The sequence below is a fragment of the Streptomyces sp. NPDC056738 genome (genome assembly GCF_042790435.1).
Lineage (GTDB): Bacteria > Actinomycetota > Actinomycetes > Streptomycetales > Streptomycetaceae > Streptomyces.
In genome coordinates this window covers 813,473-834,009 of sequence record NZ_JBHTZF010000001.1, presented here as the reverse complement: position 1 = coordinate 834,009, position 20,537 = coordinate 813,473, and the positions used below count along the sequence as shown (strand labels likewise).

19 protein-coding genes are annotated in these 20,537 nt (G+C 72.0%); 13 read left to right on the top strand and 6 right to left on the bottom strand.

What is annotated here, in order from left to right; genetic code table 11:
- Positions 1–32: 32 nt before the first annotated feature.
- Positions 33–4,310 carry a HAMP domain-containing protein gene (locus ACFRIC_RS03480; protein ID WP_382778803.1) on the bottom strand — a complete coding sequence of 1,426 codons (4,278 nt, stop codon included), beginning with the start codon at positions 4,308–4,310 and terminating at the stop codon, positions 33–35.
- Between the two features lie 366 nt (positions 4,311–4,676).
- Positions 4,677–5,558, bottom strand: coding sequence for an RNA polymerase sigma factor SigF (locus ACFRIC_RS03475; RefSeq protein ID WP_382778802.1), 882 nt, complete (start codon positions 5,556–5,558; stop codon positions 4,677–4,679).
- A gap of 306 nt (positions 5,559–5,864) precedes the next feature.
- On the opposite strand from ACFRIC_RS03475, the gene ACFRIC_RS03470 reads away from it, so the two are divergent.
- Positions 5,865–6,800 (top strand): anti-sigma factor RsbA family regulatory protein, encoded by a 936-nt coding sequence (locus ACFRIC_RS03470; RefSeq protein WP_382778801.1) that lies wholly within the window; start codon positions 5,865–5,867, stop codon positions 6,798–6,800.
- A gap of 90 nt (positions 6,801–6,890) precedes the next feature.
- Here the strand turns inward: ACFRIC_RS03470 and ACFRIC_RS03465 are convergent, their stop codons facing one another.
- Positions 6,891–7,463 (bottom strand): Dps family protein, encoded by a 573-nt coding sequence (locus ACFRIC_RS03465; protein WP_382778800.1) that lies wholly within the window; start codon positions 7,461–7,463, stop codon positions 6,891–6,893.
- A gap of 199 nt (positions 7,464–7,662) precedes the next feature.
- On the opposite strand from ACFRIC_RS03465, the gene ACFRIC_RS03460 reads away from it, so the two are divergent.
- The gene (locus tag ACFRIC_RS03460) at positions 7,663–8,022 is read left to right on the top strand and encodes a DUF5133 domain-containing protein (RefSeq protein ID WP_382778799.1); all 360 of its coding nucleotides are present in this window, start codon (positions 7,663–7,665) and stop codon (positions 8,020–8,022) included.
- Between the two features lie 98 nt (positions 8,023–8,120).
- The gene (locus ACFRIC_RS03455) at positions 8,121–8,570 is read left to right on the top strand and encodes a hypothetical protein (protein WP_382778798.1); all 450 of its coding nucleotides are present in this window, start codon (positions 8,121–8,123) and stop codon (positions 8,568–8,570) included.
- On the opposite strand, the gene ACFRIC_RS03450 is transcribed toward ACFRIC_RS03455, so the two are convergent.
- Positions 8,567–9,160, bottom strand: a complete 594-nt coding sequence (locus ACFRIC_RS03450; RefSeq protein ID WP_382778797.1) for a DUF4383 domain-containing protein — start codon at positions 9,158–9,160, stop codon at positions 8,567–8,569. The genes ACFRIC_RS03455 and ACFRIC_RS03450 overlap by 4 nt on opposite strands.
- Before the next feature lie 207 nt (positions 9,161–9,367).
- On the opposite strand from ACFRIC_RS03450, the gene ACFRIC_RS03445 reads away from it, so the two are divergent.
- From ACFRIC_RS03445 to ACFRIC_RS03400, 10 genes are all read left to right on the top strand, one after another.
- Complete coding sequence (locus ACFRIC_RS03445; protein ID WP_192582574.1) at positions 9,368–9,544, top strand: hypothetical protein; 177 nt, start codon at positions 9,368–9,370, stop codon at positions 9,542–9,544.
- A gap of 152 nt (positions 9,545–9,696) precedes the next feature.
- Positions 9,697–11,364, top strand: a complete 1,668-nt coding sequence (locus ACFRIC_RS03440; protein WP_382778796.1) for a PP2C family protein-serine/threonine phosphatase — start codon at positions 9,697–9,699, stop codon at positions 11,362–11,364.
- Entirely contained in the window at positions 11,361–12,479 is a 1,119-nt protein-coding gene (locus ACFRIC_RS03435) for a B12-binding domain-containing protein (RefSeq protein ID WP_382778795.1), read from the top strand. Before ACFRIC_RS03440 ends, ACFRIC_RS03435 begins: the two co-directional genes overlap by 4 nt.
- Positions 12,476–12,859, top strand: coding sequence for an STAS domain-containing protein (locus ACFRIC_RS03430; protein WP_382778794.1), 384 nt, complete (start codon positions 12,476–12,478; stop codon positions 12,857–12,859). Before ACFRIC_RS03435 ends, ACFRIC_RS03430 begins: the two co-directional genes overlap by 4 nt.
- Positions 12,860–12,993: 134 nt before the next feature.
- Positions 12,994–13,359 carry a PRC-barrel domain containing protein gene (locus tag ACFRIC_RS03425; protein ID WP_382778793.1) on the top strand — a complete coding sequence of 122 codons (366 nt, stop codon included), beginning with the start codon at positions 12,994–12,996 and terminating at the stop codon, positions 13,357–13,359.
- A gap of 22 nt (positions 13,360–13,381) precedes the next feature.
- On the top strand, positions 13,382–13,753 hold the full coding sequence (locus tag ACFRIC_RS03420; protein WP_382778792.1) for an STAS domain-containing protein: 372 nt from the start codon (positions 13,382–13,384) through the stop codon (positions 13,751–13,753).
- Entirely contained in the window at positions 13,750–14,178 is a 429-nt protein-coding gene (locus ACFRIC_RS03415; protein WP_382778791.1) for an ATP-binding protein, read from the top strand. The genes ACFRIC_RS03420 and ACFRIC_RS03415 overlap by 4 nt, the downstream gene beginning before the upstream one ends.
- A 140-nt stretch (positions 14,179–14,318) precedes the next feature.
- Complete coding sequence (locus tag ACFRIC_RS03410) at positions 14,319–15,224, top strand: YihY/virulence factor BrkB family protein (RefSeq protein WP_382778790.1); 906 nt, start codon at positions 14,319–14,321, stop codon at positions 15,222–15,224.
- Positions 15,225–15,305: 81 nt separating this feature from the next.
- Positions 15,306–15,584, top strand: a complete 279-nt coding sequence (locus ACFRIC_RS03405) for a GlsB/YeaQ/YmgE family stress response membrane protein (RefSeq protein WP_355773918.1) — start codon at positions 15,306–15,308, stop codon at positions 15,582–15,584.
- A 287-nt stretch (positions 15,585–15,871) separates the two neighbouring features.
- Positions 15,872–17,080: a cysteine desulfurase-like protein gene (locus tag ACFRIC_RS03400; RefSeq protein WP_382778789.1), complete on the top strand. Its 1,209-nt coding sequence runs from the start codon at positions 15,872–15,874 to the stop codon at positions 17,078–17,080.
- Positions 17,081–17,099: 19 nt separating this feature from the next.
- Here the strand turns inward: ACFRIC_RS03400 and ACFRIC_RS03395 are convergent, their stop codons facing one another.
- A complete protein-coding gene (locus ACFRIC_RS03395) occupies positions 17,100–18,263 on the bottom strand; it encodes a MerR family transcriptional regulator (protein ID WP_382778896.1) in 1,164 nt (387 codons plus the stop codon).
- Between the two features lie 231 nt (positions 18,264–18,494).
- Positions 18,495–20,522 (bottom strand): ATP-binding protein, encoded by a 2,028-nt coding sequence (locus ACFRIC_RS03390; protein WP_382778788.1) that lies wholly within the window; start codon positions 20,520–20,522, stop codon positions 18,495–18,497.
- Positions 20,523–20,537 lie beyond the last annotated feature (15 nt).

The window sequence follows — 20,537 nt, the reverse complement described above, 5'->3', positions numbered from 1 at the left end:
CACGGGGTGGGTACGGGGTACGGGGTGTCACGTCACGCCCCGAGCCAGCGTCGGACGCACGCGATGAGGTCCTCGGTGTCGACCGGCTTGGTGACATGGTCGCTGGCACCCGACAGCAGGCTCTTCTCCCGGTCGCCGGGCATGGCCTTCGCCGTCACCGCGATGATCGGCAGATCGGCGTACCGGGGAATCTTGCGGATCTCGGCGGTCGCGGTGTACCCGTCCATCTCGGGCATCATCACGTCCATCAGGATCAGCGCGATCTCGGGCCGGCTCAGCAGCGTCTCGATGCCCTTCCTGCCGTTCTCCGCGTGCAGCACCTGGAAACCGTGCAGCTCCAGGATCCCGCTGAGGGCGAAGAGGTTGCGGGCGTCGTCGTCGACGACGAGCACCGTACGGCCCTCGAAGGCGCTGTCGATCGGCCGCGCGGGACGGCTCCTGGCCTCCTCGGCGCGGACCAGCGGCACCACGTCGCCGGGCTGCTCCGCGGACAGGTGCAGCGCGATCCGCTCGCGCAACTCGTCCAGGCTGGACAGGAATTCCAGCGACCGGGCGCCCGAGCGGGACTGCAGCGCCTGCTCCTGCGCGAGGTCGACCCGGCTGCCGTTGTGGACGAGGACGGGGACGGTCGCCAGGGCCGAGTCACCCTCCACCGCCTCGAGGAACCGGGCGGTCTCGCCCTCCGGCATGCCGAGTTCGAGGACGACGCAGTGCCACGGCTCCGCGGCCAGGGCACTGGCCGCCTCCTGCGCGCCGACGACCGTGATGACGTCGACGCTCTCCCGCGCGTCGCCCTCGTCACGGCTGCGCGCGACATCGCCGACGGCACTCTCGGCCACCAGCGTCAGCAGCCCCCGCGGCCGGTCCTCGACCACCAGGAGCCGCCTCCTGCGCTGGCGGGGCAGGCCCGTCGAGCCTGCGGGCGCGTGCCGCGGCTCGAAGTGCGCCGAGGCGCCCCGGTCCGGAGCCGGCTCGGGGGCCCGGCCGCCGGCCATCAGCTCCTCGAACTCGGGCCGTGCCACCGGGAGGAACAGCGTGAACGTACTGCCCTGTCCGGGGGTGCTGTCCACGGTGACCGCCCCGCCGAGCAGGTGCGCGATCTCCCGGGTGATCGACAGACCGAGACCGGTGCCGCCGTACTTGCGGCTCGTGGTGCCGTCGGCCTGCTGGAAGGCGCCGAAGATCGTCTCGAGCTGCTGCTCGGGGATGCCGATACCGGTGTCCTTGACCCGGAAGGCCGCGATCGTCCCGCCCCGGTGCACCCCCGCGGGGATCTCCTGGTCGGACGCCGGTTCGATGCGCAGCTCGACCCGGCCCCGCTCGGTGAACTTGACCGCGTTCGACAGCAGGTTGCGCAGCACCTGCCGCAGCCGGGAGTCGTCGGTGAGCAGGTCCACCGGGGCCCCGGGAGCGGTGCTCACCGTGAACTCCAGGCTCTTCTGCGAGGTCATGGGGCGGAAGGTGGCCTCGACGTACTCGAGGAGCTGGCGCAGCGGGACCCGTTCGGGGGTCACGTCCATCTTGCCGGCCTCGACCTTCGACAGGTCCAGGATGTCGTTGATGAGCTGGAGCAGGTCGGAGCCGGCGGAGTGGATGATGCCCGCGTACTCGACCTGCTTGGGCGTGAGGTTGCGGGAGGGGTTCTGCGCCAGCAACTGGGCCAGGATGAGCAGGCTGTTGAGCGGGGTCCGCAGCTCGTGGCTCATGTTGGCGAGGAACTCGGACTTGTACTTGGACGCCAGCGACAACTGCTGGGCCCGGGCCTCGAGTTCCTGCCGGGCCTGTTCGATCTGGAGGTTCTTCGCCTCGATGTCGCGGTTCTGGGTCGCGAGCAGGGAGGCCTTGTCCTCCAGCTCGGCGTTGGAGCGCTGGAGTTCGTCCTGCTGGACCTGGAGCTCCTCGGAGCGGGCCTGGAGTTCGGCGGTCAGGCGCTGCGACTCGCCGAGCAGTTCATCGGTGCGGGCGTTGGCCACGATGGTGCTGACGTTGACGCCGATGGTCTCCATGAGCTGTTCCAGGAACGTCATGTGGCCCTGCTTGAAGCGGGTGACCGAGGCCAGCTCGATGACGCCCAGCACCTGCTCCTCGACGACGATCGGCAGGACCACCAGCGCCGTCGGTGCCGTGTGGCCCAGGCCCGAGGAGATGGTGACGTACCCCGGCGGCACCTCGTCCACGGTGATCGCCCGCCTGCTGCGTGCGGCCTGCCCGACGAGGGAGCGGCCGAGCGGGATGCGGGTGGGGCGCCCCTCCTCGTCGGGATAGCCGTACGACCCGACGAGCCGGAGCTCCGTGCCCTTCACGGTCTCCTCGGCGAGGTAGAAGGCGCCGTACTGCGCGGCGACGAGCGGGGTGAGCTCGTCCATGATGAGGTCGGCCACCACGTCCAGGTCGCGGTAGCCCTGCATCAGGCCGGAGATGCGGGCCAGGTTCGTCTTGAGCCAGTCCTGCTCCTGGTTGGCGCGCGTGGTCTCCCGCAGCGACTCCACCATGGAGTTGATGTTGTCCTTCAGGTCGGCGACCTCGCCGGAGGCCTCCACCGTGATGGACCGGGTCAGGTCGCCCTCGGCCACGGCGCTGGTGACCTCGGCGATCGCGCGGACCTGACGGGTGAGGTTGCCGGCCAGCTCGTTCACGTTCTCGGTGAGCCGCTTCCAGGTGCCGGAGACGCCCTCCACCTCGGCCTGGCCGCCGAGCCTGCCCTCGCTGCCGACCTCGCGGGCCACGCGGGTGACCTCGGCGGCGAAGGCGGAGAGCTGGTCGACCATGGTGTTGATGGTCGTCTTGAGTTCGAGGATCTCGCCCCGGGCGTCGACGTCGATCTTCTTGGACAGGTCGCCCTTGGCCACCGCCGTCGTCACCAGGGCGATGTTGCGCACCTGGCCGGTGAGGTTGTTGGCCATCGAGTTGACGTTGTCGGTGAGGTCCTTCCAGGTGCCCGCCACGTTGGGCACGTGCGCCTGGCCACCGAGCCGTCCCTCGGTGCCGACCTCGCGGGCGACGCGGGTGACCTCGTCGGCGAAGGCGGACAGGGTGTCGACCATCGTGTTGATGACGTCGGCCAGGGCCGCGACCTCGCCCTTGGCCTCCACGGTGATCTTCTGCGAGAGGTCGCCGCGGGCCACGGCGGTCGCCACCTGCGCGATGGAGCGGACCTGACCGGTCAGGTTCGACGCCATGACGTTGACGTTGTCGGTGAGGTCCTTCCAGGTGCCCGAGACACCCCGCACGGTGGCCTGTCCGCCCAGGTTGCCCGCGGTGCCGACCTCGCGGGCCACACGCGTCACCTCGTCGGCGAACGCCGAGAGCTGCTCGACCATCGTGTTGATGGTCTCCTTGAGCTCCAGGATCTCGCCCCGGGCGTCCACGGTGATCTTCTGCGACAGGTCGCCCTTGGCCACCGCCGTGGCGACCTGGGCGATCGAGCGGACCTGGGCGGTGAGGTTGCCCGCCATGAAGTTCACCGAGTCGGTGAGATCCCGCCAGGTGCCCTTGACGCCCTTCACGTCGGCCTGGCCGCCGAGGCGTCCGTCGGTGCCGACCTCGCGGGCGACGCGGGTGACCTCGTCGGCGAACGCGGAGAGCTGGTCGACCATCGTGTTGATGGTGTTCTTCAGTTCCAGGATCTCGCCGCGGGCGTCCACGGTGATCTTCTGTGAGAGATCTCCCTGCGCCACCGCCGTCGTGACCTGGGCCACGTTGCGGACCTGGGCGGTGAGGTTGCCCGCCATGAAGTTCACCGAGTCGGTGAGATCACGCCACACACCGCCGACCCCGGGAACCTGGGCCTGGCCGCCGAGGCGTCCGTCGGTGCCGACCTCGCGGGCGACGCGGGTGACCTCGTCGGCGAACGCGGAGAGCTGGTCGACCATCGTGTTGACGGTCTCCTTGAGCTGCAGGATCTCGCCGCGGGCGGGCACGTCGATCTTCTGCGAGAGGTCGCCCTTGGCGACCGCGGTGGCCACCTGCGCGATGTCACGGACCTGCGTGGTGAGATTTCCCGCCATGGCGTTGACGGAGTCGGTGAGGTCGGCCCAGGTGCCCGAGACCCCCGGCACCTCCGCCTGGCCCCCGAGCGTCCCCTCCGTACCGACCTCACGGGCCACCCGGGTCACCTCCGAGGTGAACACCGAGAGCTGGTCGACCATGCCGTTGAAGACGGTGGCGATGTCCCCCAGCAGACCACCGGCCTCGTCGGGGAGCCGGGTGCCGAAGTCGCCGTCGCGCACCGCGGTGAGGCCGGCCAGCAGTTGCCGCAGCTCCTGCTCACCCGGTGTCCGTACGGACGTCCCGCTCGCTGCCCTGGTCATGGCCACCCTCGTTCCGCTCCCCTGGAGTCCCGTGTCACGGAACTCGGAACCGCGCCGGGCCCACGGACGGCCCCTGCCGGCCCGTGGGATTCCCGCAGATCACGGGTCATCCCATCAAGAAAATACGCCGCAGGCTAACCCAGGGAGCGGGGGCGGAACAAAGCGTCGGAAGGAATTCCCCGGGCGACCGAAAATGTCGCCGGTCGCAGGAATAACCTCCCGTGAACGGGATACACAGGACCCTCTCGGTCCCGCTGTGTCCCTCTGGACGGGACCTCGGGCGCGGGACACGCCGTCGGCCCGCCGCGGACCGGAGTCCGGGGCGGGCCGTCAGGAGAGGCGTACGGGCTGTGACGTGCGCAGAGGTCAGGCGACCGCGGGGTCGAGCAGCCCGGCGCGCAGCCGCTTGATGATGCGGGTGATCAGCCGGGAGACGTGCATCTGGGAGATGCCGAGCTCCTCGCCGATCTGCGCCTGGGTGCGCTCCTCGACGAAACGCAGGTGGATGATCCGGCGCTGACGCTCGTCGAGCTCGGCGATCAGCGGGGCCAGGGAGTTGAAGTCCTCGACCAGTTCCAGCGACGGGTCCAGCTCGCCGATGAAGTCGGAGAGGACCGCCTCGCCGTCCGCGCCGCCGTCGGCGGTGAGCGCGGCGTCGAGGGACGAGGAGTTGTAGCCGTTCGACGCCTTGCGGGCCTCGATGACCTCTTCCTCCGACAAGGACATCAGCTCGGACAGCTCACGGGTCGTGGGCGTCCGGCCGAGGCGGGTGCGCAGCTCCTCCGTCGCCTTGGCGAGCTCGACGCGGGCCTCCTGAAGCCGCCGGGGCACGTGCACGGCCCAGCTCGTGTCGCGGAAGAAGCGCTTGATCTCACCGACGATGTACGGCACCGCGAAGGAGGTGAACTCGACCTCGCGGGTCAGCTCGAAACGGTCGATGGCCTTGATGAGGCCGATCGTGCCGACCTGGACGATGTCGTCCATCTCGCCCTGGCTGCGGCTGCGGAAGCGCGCCGCGGCGTACCGGACGAGAGAGAGGTTCATCTCGATGAGGGTGTTGCGCGCGTACTGGTGTTCCGGCGTCCCCTCCTCCAGTACGGCCAGCCGGTCGAAGAACTGACGGGACAGCTCACGCGCGTCCTTCGGGCTGATCTTCAGGGGTTCGTCGATCTGCGGAAGAACGCCTTCCGTGACCGTGGCTGCCTGGTGCGCCGTGTCCGTCGTCCTCACTGCCGTCACGGCTGCCATGCCGTCCACCCCGCATCGTCCTAAGGAATTGATGACAGGGGCCCGTCTGCCCCGCCTCACACCGCTCATGCCACCCAGTTTCGAAATTTCGCGGAACGCGTGCGCGCCGCCTTCCCTCGACCCCGGGTCAGGGGTTCCTTCGTCCCCGGGACACCGTTCGGATGCGGCGAAGTAAAGTGGGTCTCGGGGTGAGTCAGTGGGTAGCGAGCGACGAGTGGGCCGGGCGCAGACGCGCTCGCCCCTGGCGTGCCCGGACGCGGGACCGCAGGCCGGGCGCCGCATCCCGGGAGCGGCGGTGGTCGCGCCATGACGACGACGGCACCGCACGACGACCCCTTCGTCCATCCCGCGCTCATCTACCGCGACGAACTCGAGTACGTGCAGGAGATGACACGGTTCGTCTCCGACGGCGTAGCCGCGGGAGAGCCGGTGGCGGTGGCCGTGCCCGCCCAGCGGCTCGAACTCGTCCGTGACGCCATGGGACCGCTCGGTGCCGGCGTCCGCTGGATCGACATGGCGCGGGCCGGCCGGAACCCCGGCCGGATCATCCCCTCCGTCCTGCGGGCGTTCGCCGACCTCCACCGAGACGTCCATGTACGGATCATCGGCGAGCCGGTCTGGGCCGGCCGCACGGCGGTGGAGTACCCGGCCTGCGTCCAGCACGAAGCCCTGATCAACCGGGCGTTCGCCGGACGGGACGTGACCATCCTCTGCCCTTACGACGCCCGTGTTCTCGCCCCGGGTGTCATCGCCGACGCCCACGCCACCCACCCCCTCGTGATCGGTGCCGGGCGGCAGTGCCTCAGCGCGGCCTACGACCCGGACGGTGTGCTGGCCCGCTTCAACCAGGTGCTGCGCCATCCGCCGGGAGCGGCCACGGCCTCGTTCGACGCCGAACTCCTGCCCGTCGTGCGCGACTTCGCCCTGGCGGAGGCCCGGGCCTGGGGGATGTCGGCAGCCCGGCTCCAGGACCTGAACCTCGTCGTCGCCGAGCTGACGACCAACAGTGTGGTGCACGGGGGCGGTTCGGGAACCCTGAAGATCTGGGCCGAAGGCGAGCAGATCGTGTGCGAGACGCAGGACAAGGGGAGGCTGAGCGATCCGCTGGCCGGCCGGCACCCCGCGCGTCCGGATCAGATCGGCGGGCGCGGCCTGTTGCTCGTGCACTTCCTCTCGGACCTCGTCCGGCTGCACAGCGACGACGCGGGAACGACCGTGCGCAGCTACATCGACCGCCTCTGACCCCTCCGAGCCGTCGCAGGGACGGCGAGGAGCCCGGACCTGTGCTCCCGGTCCGGGCCCCTCGCCGTCGTCCACCGCGTTCGTGTGCCCCTAGCGCGGCGCGGCGCCCTGACCGGCCGATCGCGCCGCCTCGCTCTCCGTGCGGGCCCCGGCCTGCGACAGGGAGCCGCCCGAACTCTCCAGGTGTGCCCGGACGAACCACTGGAACTGCTCCAGCGCGCGGAGCTGCTCGATGAGAAGGTCCTCGGTCACCGGGTCGATCTTGCCGACCTCGGCCACCGCCGCGCGGTGCTCCTCCACGATCCCGGTGTAGACGAGATCGAGGGCGCCGAGATGGGCGATGGCGTCGGCGCGGCCCACGCTGTAGTCGTCCCAGGTCCGTTCGGCGACGAGCGCGCCCGGAGTGCCGTGCGGAACCCCGCCCAGGGCGGAGATCCGTTCGGCGGCGTCGTCCGCCATCTCCCGTACGCGGTCCACCTGCGGGTCGAGCATCTCGTGCACGGCGATGAAATGGGGACCCACGACGTTCCAGTGGATGTGTTTCAGCGTGAGCGACAGGTCGTTGAGGGCGTGCAGCCGCATGCTCAGCACGTCGATGATCCGACCGCCGTCCTGTGTGCTGACGCCGGGGACCGTGTAATGGAGAGTCGTGGAAGTCGTCATGGTGCCTCCGAGTGCCCTGGTTCGGCGGATGCACACCTTTCGCCCCGGGAACCGACCGGTCCGTACCCGACGGGCGACGGCGACGGGATGGCGTTCCTGAGGCGGCGTTGAGCCAAATAGGTTGTCCGGTGCGGTTGTTGCGAATGAACCGCCGCGAACCCGGGCACACGGTCGGAAACTCGAGAGAGGAGCCCTCGCCGTGCTCGTGCCCGACCCGAAGGTTGTCCGGAGGCTGCTGACCCGTTACGCGGCCCTGAAGATCGCGTACGCCGAGAAGGAGACTCCGGAGACGGTCCGCGGACTGGAGGACGTCACCTACACGCTGTGTGTGATGACGGGGACGACCAGTGTCCGCGAAGCCGTCGCCGCGGCGGACGTCCTGCTCGCGGCCGGAGAGAAGCGCCGGGACGCGCGGCAGGCCGGATCGCTGGCGGGCGGGACGTCGCCCGCGCCCTCGCCGAAGGCGGTGTCCGCGACCACCCCGCCGCTCACCCGTCCGCACACCGAGGTGCGGTCCCTGAACGGCAGACCCCTGGGTGTGTCCGGTCCGCTCCACTGACCGCCACGTGGTTCCTGTCCTTCGAACGGCTGAACTACCTCTTCGCCTCCCGCTCGTTGTCCTGCTGTGAGCATCGTCGAGGCGGAGATGAGGAATCGATGAGCCGACACAGCAAAGGCCGCAGGCACCGCAAGGTGAACATGACGCCCCGTCCGGTCGGACCGAGGAGATCGCCCCGTGAGGTGCGGGTGCCGGCGGGCGCGGCCGCGGCCGACCCGAGGCCCCCGCGCCCCCAGCCTCCCATCCCCGGGCAGGACACGAACGGGGAACGGGCCGAGGCCGTGTCCAGGACGGTGACCGAGAGCGGTCTGAGCCGTCATGCCGTCCGCACCTGGGAGCGGTTGGCGGAGGCGGGCGCCGGCGGGGTCGAGGTCGCCGAGCTCACCGAGTCCGTGGGCTTCCGGCGCTCCACCGTGCTGGGGCATCTCAAGGGTCTGGCCGGGCTCGGACTGGCCGAGGACCACGAGAGCGTGTGGCGGGCGACCGGCCCGGTGGAGGGCGCGGTCGCCCGTGAAGGCGTGGGGGCCTCGGCCGGGAGCGCTTCCTAGGACGACGGCCCGTGGCGGCGCTTGCCGGGCGATTCCGCCCCGGTCAGGTGCCGCCCGCCGCGCTCCGTGCCGGCCGGGAGCGCGGTCGGGGCCGGGGCGCCGCCGCGGGGCAGGGATTCCCGGGTGGCCTCGCTCGGATGGCGGTGCCGCCAGTACGGATTGTCGTGGGGCAGCTTGCTCGACACACGCCCGTACATGCCGAACGTGAGGATCACCAGGCCCATGACGAAGCTGAAGACGACGTTCGTCATGCCGAAGTCGAGGATGTTCGCGGGCCGGTCGAGGATGAAGATGTGGACGAATCCGCTGAGCAGGAACAGGGTTCCCACCACCATGTTGAGCGTGGAGGCGACGTTGCCTCCGACGACGGCGCCGGCGATCAGGACCGCGCCGACGACGACGGAGATCAGGCTCAGGGCGCCGTTGGTCGACATGCCCGCGACGCTGTTCCCGTTCGTGTCGAACGGACTGAGTTCGTCGGCGAAGCCGAGGCTGCCGAAGACGAGCAGGACCACACCGCAGAACGCGGATCCCCACCGGTAGACGGTGGCCAGGTGGTGGTCGAGGGGCAGTTCGTCCTGGAGCTTCATCGCCCGTCCCTTCGTTCGCCGGGGGACACCGCCGCACGGCATCCCCTTCATCCCTTTCGTCCCTCACTTCCGTGGAAAAGCGCCACGCGGTTGCACCCCGTTCCGGGCGGTGGCCGGGCGAATTCGTCGTGCGGCGCGGTGTCGGGCGGGCTTCTCGGGGCATCCGGTGTCCATCGATCCACGACCGGACCTTCACGAGGAGTCCTCATGCTCGGCATAGCCGCCGCCGTCCTGCTGTTCATCGCGTTCCTGATCAACGCCGGTGACGTCTCGACCAATCACGTGTTCACCTCCACCAACGTCATGCTCATCGGGCTCGCGCTGCTCGCCCTGCACCTCTCCGGTGTCGGCGGCGGCTGGACGACGCGCAGCCGCCGGCGTTGACGGACGGGCGGACGGAACCGGCCGAAACGGCCCCAATTCGGGTGACTTCACCCGGGCGGCTTGCCGCGACACGCTCCCTCGGGAGATGGTTGTCGGACGGAAACAATCTGTCGTCCGGAAAGGTGGTGGGCTCGCTGAGCGGGCCCTTGCTCGTGGACACTTCCCAGCAACCTCCCCCCGGCCCACGTGGCGCCGTCGCGGCCGCCTCGTGGGGTTCCGCCCCCTACCCCGTGGTCGTGGCCGACCCGTCCGGTGGCGTGGTCGACACGAACGACGCCGCGGCCGCGCTCTTCCCCGACGCGATCGCGGGGTCATGGCTGCCGGACGTGGTCCCCGATTGGATCGCGGAGGCCCACACGCGGCTGCCGGGCATCGTGCCCGGCCCCCGCAACCGCGGATCCGGCGCGATCGCGCACGGCCCGGTCGGCGACCGCACCTTCGAGGCGCACCCCACCCGCACGGACGACGGCGACGTCGTCTGGTGGCTGGTCGACGACACCGACCGGCGCCTGGCGGAGGACGCCCTCAAGGCCGAACGGGAGCGTGCCGGCTTCCTCGCCGGCGCCTCCAGCGCCCTGCTCTCCTCGCTGAACGTCGAACGGTGCATGGAGGTGACGGCGGAACTGGCCGCCGAGCACCTCGCCGACGCCGCCGTGATCGTCGCCCCGCCGCGCGGACGCAAGATCCAGCTCACGTTCTGCGGACCCGACGGCGCCGTGGTGCACCGGACGGTCCAGAACGACGTACGACAACTGCCGGGGCTCGGCGAGGCCCTGCGCGGATTCCCGCCCGTACCGTCCCGCTGGATCGACCCGGCCACCGTTCCCGGATGGGTCGTGCCGGAGGGGTTCACCGAACCCGTCGGCTCGGCCGTCGTGACACCGCTGCCCGGACACGGCGTGCCCGCGGGCGCCCTCATCCTGCTCCGGTCGAGCCGCCACGCGGCCTTCACCGAGAGCGAGGAGATCTTCGCCCGGCTGTTCGCCTCGCGCGCCGGAGCCGCCATGTCCGCGGCCCGCATGTACGCCGAACAGGCCGCCATCACCGCGACGTTGATGCGGGAACTGCTGCCGCCCCAACTGCACGCGGTGCACGGGGTCGAGTTCGCCGGACGCTACCGCCCCGCAGGCCAGGCCGAACGCGTCGGCGGCGACTTCTACGACGTCCACCCCGCCTCGGACGAGGGCCAGGAGTCCCTCGTGGTCCTCGGGGACGTCTGCGGCAAGGGGCTGGAGGCCGCCGTCCTGACCGGCAAGATCCGCAACACGGTGCAGGCGCTCCTGCCGCTCGCCGACGACCACCAGCGGCTGCTCGGACTGCTCAACGGCGCGCTGATGAACTCCCACCACACCCGCTTCGCCACCCTCGCCATGGCCTCCGTGGTACGCCGCGCGGGCGTCGTCCGGCTGCGGGTCACCAGCGCGGGACACCCCGCTCCGCTGATCGTGCGGGCCGACGGCGCGGTCGAGCAGGCCAGAACCCGCGGGACCCTCATCGGCGCGTTCTGGGACGTCAGCTCCACCACGGCCGACGTCGAACTGGCGCCCGGAGAGACCTGCCTCTTCTTCACGGACGGCATCACCGAGGCCAGGGGAGGGCCGCTCGGCGACGAATTCTTCGGCGTACGGCGGCTGGAGACGGCGCTCGCGCAGTGCGCCGGCATGCCCGCCGAAGCCGTGGTGGAGCACATCCAGATGCTCGCCGCCCAGTGGGTCGGACGCGGCGGCCACGACGACATGGCGACCGTCGCGGTCACCGCACCCCACCACGCGCATCTGAGCGCGGTGAACGGCCACACGCGGGGCAGGTACACAGGATGACCCCACCACCCCCACCACTCTCGCCGCACCCCGACGTGGTGTCGTTCGGCCCCGCCCGTGACCATCTGTGGTCCGCGGTCCACCAGGGCGACGAGCGCGGAGCCGCGGCCGTCGTCCTCGACGCGCTGGAGTCGTCGGCCGACGCCGAGGCCGTCCTGCTCGACCTGATCGCCCCGGTCCAGGCGAGAGTCGGCATGGAGTGGGCGGCCAACCGGCTCACCGTCGCCCAGGAACACACCGCCACCGCCATCCACGAGCGGGTCATCGCGGTCCTCGCCCACCGACCCGGCCCGCGCGACGAGACCCCGAGCGGCCCGCGCGTCACGGTGGCCTGCGTCGACGGCGAGTGGCACGCCCTGCCGGCCAGGCTCCTCGCGGAGGTGCTGCGGCTGCGCGGATGGCGGGTGGACTTCCTCGGCGCGCACGTGCCCACCCCGCACCTCATCGCGCATCTGCACCAGACGGGACCGAGGGCGGTGGCGCTCTCCTCCTCGATCCCCACCCATCTGCCCACCGCGCACACGGCCATCACGGCCTGTCAGGCGGCGGGCGTGCCCGTCATCGCGGGCGGCGCCGCCTTCGGGCCCGAGGGCCGCTACGCCCGCGCGCTGGGCGCCGACGGATGGGCGCCCGACGCCCGGGGCGCGGCCGAGGTCCTCGAACGGGGCCTCGACCGCCCCGTCTCCCCGTCCCTCCACCAGACCGTCGACGACCTCCCGCACCTGGCCGACCAGGAATACACGATCGTCGCCGGGACGACCCACCAGCTCGTCAAGCAGACCCTGGCGGACCTGGAGGACCGGTTCGAGCCGCTGCGCGGTTACACCGAACGCCAGCGGCGGCACACCGCCGAGGACCTCGCGCACATCGTCGAGTACCTGGCCACCTCGCTGTACGTGGCCGACGAGGAGCTGTTCACGCGGTTCATCCTCTGGACCGCCGACATCCTCACCGCCCGCCGAGTCCCCGCGCGGAGCCTGGACCCCGCCCTGGACCTGCTGGCCCTGCAACTGAAGGACTTCCCACGCGCCTGCCGCACACTGGCCCACGCGCGGGAGGCGCTCGGAAACCGAACGCCGCCATCCACGATCCCCGGCCCCGGAAAGCCCGAATGACCACTTCACATCCCCCCGCCTTCACGCTGACCGTCGAGGTCCAGCCCGCCGCACTCGTGATCCGCGTCGCCGGAGACCTCGACCACGAGACGTGCGACGAGCTCATGAGAACCGTCGACCAGTACCTCCTCGCGCCCCAGGATCCCGGCAGACGTTTCCGGGAACTGCGCGTCGACTTCGCCGCTCTCGGCAGCATCGACTCCATGGGCCTGTCCACCCTGCTGATGATCCGTCGCCGTACCGACGCCGCGGGTCTGAGCCTGTACCTCGACCAGCGCCCGCGCGGCATGGACCGCCTCCTGGAGATCACGGGAACGCTCGAACACCTCACCGCGCTGCGCGAGGAGAGCGACGGGGAGCGGAGCCCCGGGGCGGGCTGACGCGTCGGCGCCGGGGTCACGCTGTCGGGTGAAAGGCGCCGGGCTCGCGATCAACGCGCCGCATTCCGTCGAATGCACGCCGGATAGTGGGGTATTGGGGGCCCTGTACGACCGGCGAGCCCACGGAGGAAGACATGACGATCGACGGAATCTGGTCCTACGCACCGGAGTTCGACCACCCCGAAGCGCACGAACTGGCCGGCTACAGCGTCGAGGCGACCGACGGGACCATAGGGCATGTCGACCGGCAGGCCGACGACTCGGGCATGCGCCACCTGGTCGTCGACACCGGGGTCTGGGTGTTCGGCAAGAGCGTCCTGGTGCCGGTGGGCGTCGTCGCCGGCATCGACACGGAGTCCCAGAAGATCTCCGTCGCGTGTACCCGCGAGGAGATCAAGTCGGCACCCGTGTTCAGGACCGACCGCGAGACCTCGGACCCCGCGTACCTGTCCAGCGTCGGGACCTACTACCGTGGCCTCCCGCCGAGGCAGCCCGCGTGAGCGGACGAGAAAGAGTGTTCACATGCACGACGGGTTGCACGCCACCGTGACGCACGGGGCGGCCCAGGACGCCTTCGTCGTACACGTCGGCGGCGACATCGACCACGAGAGCGCGTTCCGGCTCGAAGAGGCACTGAGTCTGGCCGGCCGGGCGGGCCCGGAACGCACGGTGGTCGATCTGTCCGGCACCGACTTCGCGGACTCCTCGATCCTGCACGTCCTCCTCGAAGCGCAGCGCGCGCACCGCGCCCGTGGCACGCTCATGGTGATCTGCGGGCCATTCAGCGACATCGTACGGAGGCTGTTCGACGTGACAGGGACCGAGGGCTTCTTCGTCCTCGCGGACAGTGTCGAGGCGGCGCTGGAACTCCCGGACCCGGCGACCGGACCATGACCCCGGGCGACCGCCCGTCGGCGGCGGGCCCGGGCCCGGGAGAGGGTGTCGCGATCACGAGCGCCGCCACGGCACGCGACCATGTACGGGCCCTGCTGCGCGAGCACGGCCGGACCGGCGGGCCGAACCCGGACGCGGTCGTCGACCTGCTGCTCGTCGTCTCGGAACTGGTCACCAACGCGATCCGGCACGGCGACGGGCTCGCCGGATTCGACGCGACGCTGACACCCGAGGGCGTCCGGCTCTCGGCGCGCGACAACAGCGACGTCGTTCCCGCCCAGGCCTACGGCACCGGCGAGATCCCGCGCACGCACCGGACGAACGGATACGGCTGGCCCCTGATCATCCGCCTCTCCACCGCCGTCACCATCGAGCCGTACCCGGGCGGCGGCAAGACGATCCACGTGTTCGTCCCCCTGACCTGAGGCGGACCCACCCGTCCCGTCCGTCGCGATGTGCGAGGCCGGCGGGCGTAGCGGGACGCGCGCGTGGAAGAAGAGCCTCGACCGACTCCGCCGGACACGGGGTCCGGAACGCCGGCCGGACCGGCGCGGAGAGGTGAGTCATGAACAGTGTCATCGAGGCGGTCCGCCCGGCGCGGCTCCGCCGGTACGGGCCCCGGCTGCCCGCGTTCTGGTGGCCCGCCCTGCGCCGTACCCCGGTCTCGATGTGGAACGACGACGTATCCGACTGGGCGGCCGCGCTGACGTACTACGCGATCCTCGCGGTGCTCCCGGCCCTGCTGGTGATGGTCATCGCCTTCGGCCTGATCAGCCCGGAGACCGCCGAGCACTTCATCGCGCACGTCACCGCTTACGCGCCCGCCCAGTCGGGGGCCGAACTGCACCAGGCGCTGGGGGAGATGCTGCGGCAGCGGTCCGCCGCCTGGACGCTGCTGGTCACCGGCGCCGCGAGCGCGCTGTGGTCGGCGTCGAGCTACCTCGCGGTGTTCCGGCGGGCCCTGCACCGCATGCACGACACGGCCGACCAGCGCTCGGCCTGGCGCACCGCGCACCGGCTGGTGCTGACCGCTCTGGCGCTGCTCGGGCTGCTCGTGGTGAGCGCGCTCGTCCTGCTCCTGACCGGACCCGTGGCGGAGGCCGCGGGCCGCGTCCTCGGTGTCCGCGGCCCGGTGGCCCTGGCCTGGAACCTGCTCCGCTGGCCCGTGTTGACGTGCCTGGTGGCCCTGCTGGTCCTCGTCGTGTTCCACACCGGGCCGACGCCCGCCCGACGCCGTCGGCACAGCTTTCCGGGCGGCATCCTGGCGGCCGTCCTCTGGCTCGCCGTCTCGGCAGGATTCGCCCTGTACGCCTCCGCCCTCGGCGCCTACAGCCGGCTCTACGGCTCTCTCGCGGGCCTGGTCGTCTTCCTCGTGTGGCTGTGGCTGTCCAACCTCGCGCTGCTGGCGGGCGCGCAGTTCACGGCCGAACTGAACAAGGCCGTGACGGCGGGGAATCGGGCGACAGTCTGAGGTTCACAGGTTTGTTCCGGCCGGGACGGCGCACACGGAGTGAGGAAGCCACATCTTGTACGGACGGACGCTGGAGGAACTGTGGGCATCATCGCTTGGATTCTGATCGGTTTGCTTGCCGGTGCCATCGCCAAGCTGCTGCTGCCGGGCAAGGACCCGGGCGGCATCATCATCACCATGCTGATCGGTGTGGCGGGTGGCCTGCTGGGCGGCTGGCTGGGCAAGGTCATCTTCGGCGTCGACTCGATCGACGGGTTCTTCGACCTGTCGACGTGGATAGCCGCCATCGCGGGATCGCTGATCCTCCTGGTTCTGTACCGGGTGCTGACCGGCAACAGCCGATCGCACCGCCACGCCTGACCGACCGGGCCCCGGCCCGTTCGGCGCGTTCTGACCCACGGCCTGGGGCCGGCACCGGAGTTCCGGTGCCGGCCCCAGGCCGTTCGTCGTTCCCCCGGAGGCGATGCCCGCGGCGGCGGTTCCTGCGGGGCGCGCCCGGGGCTCCGGACCGCCTTCCCAGCGCGGCGAGCCTCCTGCCATGATCACCACAGAACGCGCGGGCCCGTCCGGTCACGGGCTCCCCGCCCGCCGGACCCCCTTCCGGGCCGGCCGGAGCGGGCCCGCGACGCAGCCAGTGAGGAGCCCGAGTGACGTACGACGTCGGCGCGCTGCGTGCCGAGATCCCCGCCCTGCTGTCCGGTGTCGCGCATTTCGACGGGCCCGGCGGCACCCAGACCCCGGCCCGGGTGGCCGGGGCGATCGCGGACGCGCTCACCGGACCGCTGTCGATCCGGGGACGCCTGACGCCGGGAGAGGTGAACGCCGAGAACCTGGTCCAGGGGTTCCGGCAGGCCGTGGCCGACCTGGTGGGCGGTCACCCGTCCGGAGTCGTCTTCGGCCGCAGCGCCACCCAGCTCACGTACGACGTCGCCCGGACGCTCGCGAAGGACTGGGCCCCCGGCGACGAGGTCGTCGTCAGCCGTCTTGACCACGACGCGAACATCCGGCCCTGGCTCCAGGCGGCCGAACAGGCCGGCGCCCACGTGCGCTGGGCCGACTTCGACCCGGAGTCGGCCGAACTCCCGCCCTCGGCCGTGGGCGCGCTGCTGACCGAGCGCACCCGGCTGGTCGCGGTGACCGCCGCCTCGAACCTCACCGGGACCGTGCCCGACGTCGCCGGGATCGCCCGTCTGGTCCACCGTCACCCGCGGGCACTGCTCCACGTCGACGGGGTGCACTACGCGGCGCACACCTTCGTGGACGTCACGCGGCTCGGCGCCGACTTCTTCGTGTGCTCGCCGTACAAGTTCCTCGGCCCGCACCACGGGGTCCTCGCCGCCGCCCCGGAGCTGCTGGAGCGACTGCACCCGGACAAACTGCTGCCGTCCACCGACACCGTGCCCGAAAGGTTCGAACTGGGCACACTGCCCTACGAGTTGCTCGCCGGCACCATCGCCGCCATCGACCTCCTCGCCGGACTCGCGGGCGGGACGGCGGGCGCCCGCCGGGACCGTCTGCGTACGGCCTTCGCGGCGATCGGGCGGCACGAGGAGGCGCTGCGCGAGCGGTTGGAGGCGGGCCTGGCCGAGCTGTCCGGCGTCACGGTCCGCTCCCGGGCGGCCGAGCGCACGCCCACCCTGCTGCTGACGTTCGACGGCCGGAAGGCGGCCGACGCCTCCGTGTTCCTGGCGGGCCGCGGGGTGCACGCGCCCGCCGGATCGTTCTACGCGCTGGAGGCGTCCCGGCACCTCGGCCTCGGGGACACCGGAGGTCTGCGCGTCGGGCTGTCGCCGTACAACGACGCGGACGACGTCGACCGGCTGCTGGAGGGGCTGGCGGCCTTCCTGCGGTCGTAGGCGCGGGGACGGTTTCCCGTCAGGCGAGCGCCGGCGGCTCCGTCGTCGGGTCGTCCGGGGCGGTGATCAGGCGGAGCGCCTCGGCGAGGTGACGCGGACGCAGGAGCCCGGGGCCGGGCTCGGTGTTCCAGCCCGGCCCGCTCAGCAGGACCCGGCTCCGGGTCCGTGCTCCCCGTACGCCCCAGCGCGTGGCGGCGACGTGCCGGGCCAGCGGCAGGTTCGCCGTGGACCACGACTGGGACCACAGGACGACCACCGGGGGACCGACGCGCTGCACCGCCGCGACGAGTGCCTCGGGAGGGACGGAGCCGCCCAGGGTCACGGCGGGTACGCCCCGTTGCGCGAGTGCCGCGTTGAGTGCCTCCAGGGGCAGGGTGTGCTGTTCGCCCGGAACGCAGGCCAGCAGGACGGGCGAGGCCGTGGCGGGCTGTGCCTGTCCGGCCGCGGACACGTAGGCGTGTCGCAGGGTGGCGGAGACGTGCCAGGTCAGCAGGTGCTCGACCTCGACGTAACGGTCCCCCGAGGACTCCCACTTGCGGCCCACCGCCCGCAGGGCGGGCACCATCACGTCCTCCCAGGCCCGGTCCAGACCGTGCGTGCGGACCGCCGCCGCCAGCCGTTCCTGGACGGCGGGGGCGTCCAGCCGGACGGCCGCATGGGCGAGACCCCGGCTGTCCTGGGCCGCGTCCCCCGAGACCGGACCGGCGTCCGGCATCCCGGTGCCGGAGGGCTCGGCCTGTGACGGCCCGGCGCCCGATGCCGATCCAGGAGTGCCCGGGCCCGCCGCCGTCCGCTCCGGAGCCCGGTCGCCGGTCCGCGCGGGGGCGGCGGCCCGCGTGCCAGTGGCGGCCCGCGCACGGTCCGCGGTCCGCGTACGGGCGGTGGTTCCCTTGCGCGCCGCCAGGGCCGGCGAGGCGGCGACCCGGTCGCGAGCCGCCTCCTTCGCCGCACGGGCGGCCTCGGCGGGGGGCAGACCGGCGGCTGTCAGGCGGCACATCTCCTGGACCATGGCCACGTCGTCGGGCGTCCAGCGGCGGTGACGGCCGTCGGCCCGCACCGCGGGTCCCAGACCGTACCGCCGGTCCCAGGAGCGCAACGTCGTGGGCGACACGCCGAGTCTGCGCGCCAGGAAACCGGTGGTCACCCCCACTCCGGCGGTCTCCGCCTCGTCTCCGGCGCTCAGTTCCACGGCTCGGCTCCGGGGAGGACGCGGGACGGCGCTCCGTCGGCGGTGCCCCACCCGGAGGCGGGCGGGCCCGGTGCGCGGTGGCAGCGGTTCATGACGGGCCTCGCCTCGATTCCGGAGCCGCCCTGGACCCGGCCGGTCCACCGGGCTCACCCCTGCTTCCGGCCGGGAAGGCCCCCCGGATGCAGCGGACGGGCCCGCCGTGACACCGGCGCCGCCCCACCCTCCTCAGGACCTCCTGCGGGGGCCGTCGAGGAGGTGGTGCAGGATCGTCTCGGGGTCGCTGAGCGCCGAGTGCAGCAGGGCCTGTTCGTAGCGGTCGTCGCCGAGGAGGGAGCGGGCCGTGTCCTCGTAGCGTGCGCGCACCGGGCCCAGTTCGGGGGTGCCGCGCTGCGGATGGCCGACCGCGCTCCAGTACGTCTCCCCGGCGGCGTACGCGGCCACCGCGCGTTCGCCCGCGCCCTGGGCGGCCAGGGCGGAGGCCAGCAGGTCCAGGCCGAGCGCGATACCGAAGCTGTCCCCGATGTGCCGCTTGCCGTCCAGCATCGACAGGGCGTGGGCGGTGGCGTCCTCCGCGCGGTCCTCGAACAGCGCGATGAGCGAGAGCTGGTAGTCGGTGTACGAGCGCGTCCACCACTCACCCCGGGCGACGCAGCCGTGCCGCAGTTCCTCCGCCGCCCGGCGCGCCTCGTCCAGCAGCCCCTCCGCGGTGAGCGCGAACACCCGGACCAGGTGGCACAGCACGTGCCCCGCGGAGGTGAACGCCGTCCCGCCGGCTTCCCGCAGGACGCCCTCGACCTCGTGTCTGGCCGCCATGGGCCGCCCTTGAAGCAGATGGGTCAGGCCCAGGAGATAGGCGGCGTGCAGGGTTCCACCGAGGTCCTCCTGGAGCGCCGCGCGGTCCCGGCAGAACACCGCGAGCTGTGCCGCCTGTTCGTGTTCGCCGCGCAGGACACGGGTGACGCCCAGCGCCCACAGGGCCTTCGTCCTGACCGGTCCGGACGCGGCGGACAGGGCCAGCGCGTCCTCCAGGTACGCCGCCGCCTCTCTGAGATGTCCGCAGCAGCTCCACGGGAAGGCGAGCAGGCCGGTCAGTTCGAGGGCGTCGTCGGGTCGTGCGGAGAGGAGGTGGTCGAGCGCCGCGCACAGATCGGCGTGCGCCGAGCGGAGCCGTTCGTACCACCAGGCCTGCCGGTCTCCCAACCAGCCTGTGTGGGCCTCGCGGGCGAGCGCCAGGAAGTGCGCGGCGTGCCGGTCGGCCGACTCCCGGCTCTCGCCCACCTGGTCGAGCCACATGCGCCCGTACTCCCGGACGGTGTCGAGCATCCGGTGGTCGGAACCGGCGTGCGACAGCACCGACTTCCTCACCAGGCCTGTCAGGGCCCGGTCGACGTCGTTCACGGGGAGCGGACCCCCGCCGCACACGAGGCGCACCGTCGTCGCGTCCACCGGCTCCCGGAACACCGACATCCGTGCCCACAGGAGGCGTTCGGCGGGCGCGCACAGTTCGTGGCTCCAGCCGATCGTCGTCCGGACCGCCCGGTGGCGGGGCGGTCCGGGGAGCGGTCCGTCCGCCGTGATGTCCAGGCGCCGGCCGAGCTCCAGCTCGACCTCCTCGACCGTACGGTGGGCGAGCTGTCCGGCGATGAGCTCCACGGCCAGCGGCATGCCTTCGAGCCGCTCGCACAGCCGGGCCGCGGTCACCAGGTCCGCGGGGGAGGACAGCGGGGTGCCCGCCGCGGCCGCGCGCAGGCGGAACATCTCCACGGCGTCCGTGGCCGGAGGCAACGGCTCGACCGCGACGACGAGTTCACCGGGGACACCCAGCGGCTCCCGGCTCGTCGCGAGGACGGTCAGGCGCGGGCAGGCCTCGGTGAGGCGGGCGACCAGTCGGCGGCAGGGGGCGACCAGATGCTCGCAGGAGTCCAGGACGAGCAGGGCGTCCCGGTCGGCCAGCCACCCGGTCAGGGAGTCGAGCGCCTGGTCGGTGGTGTGGTCCGCGAAGTCCACCGCGTCGGCCACGGTCGCGACGAGCAGCCGGTCGTCCCGCAACGGCCACAGGTCGGCCCACGCCACCCCGCGGTCCGCCGAGCGCAGCGCCCGGTCGGCGGCCTCCAGCGCCAGCCGGCTCTTGCCCACGCCACCGGCCCCGGTGAGGGTCACGACACGCTCCTCGCACAACGCGTCGTCCAGGTGGGCGAGTTCGCCCAGGCGACCGACGAAGCCGGGAGGGACGGCCGGCAGATTTCTCAGCACACGCACAGTCTTTCG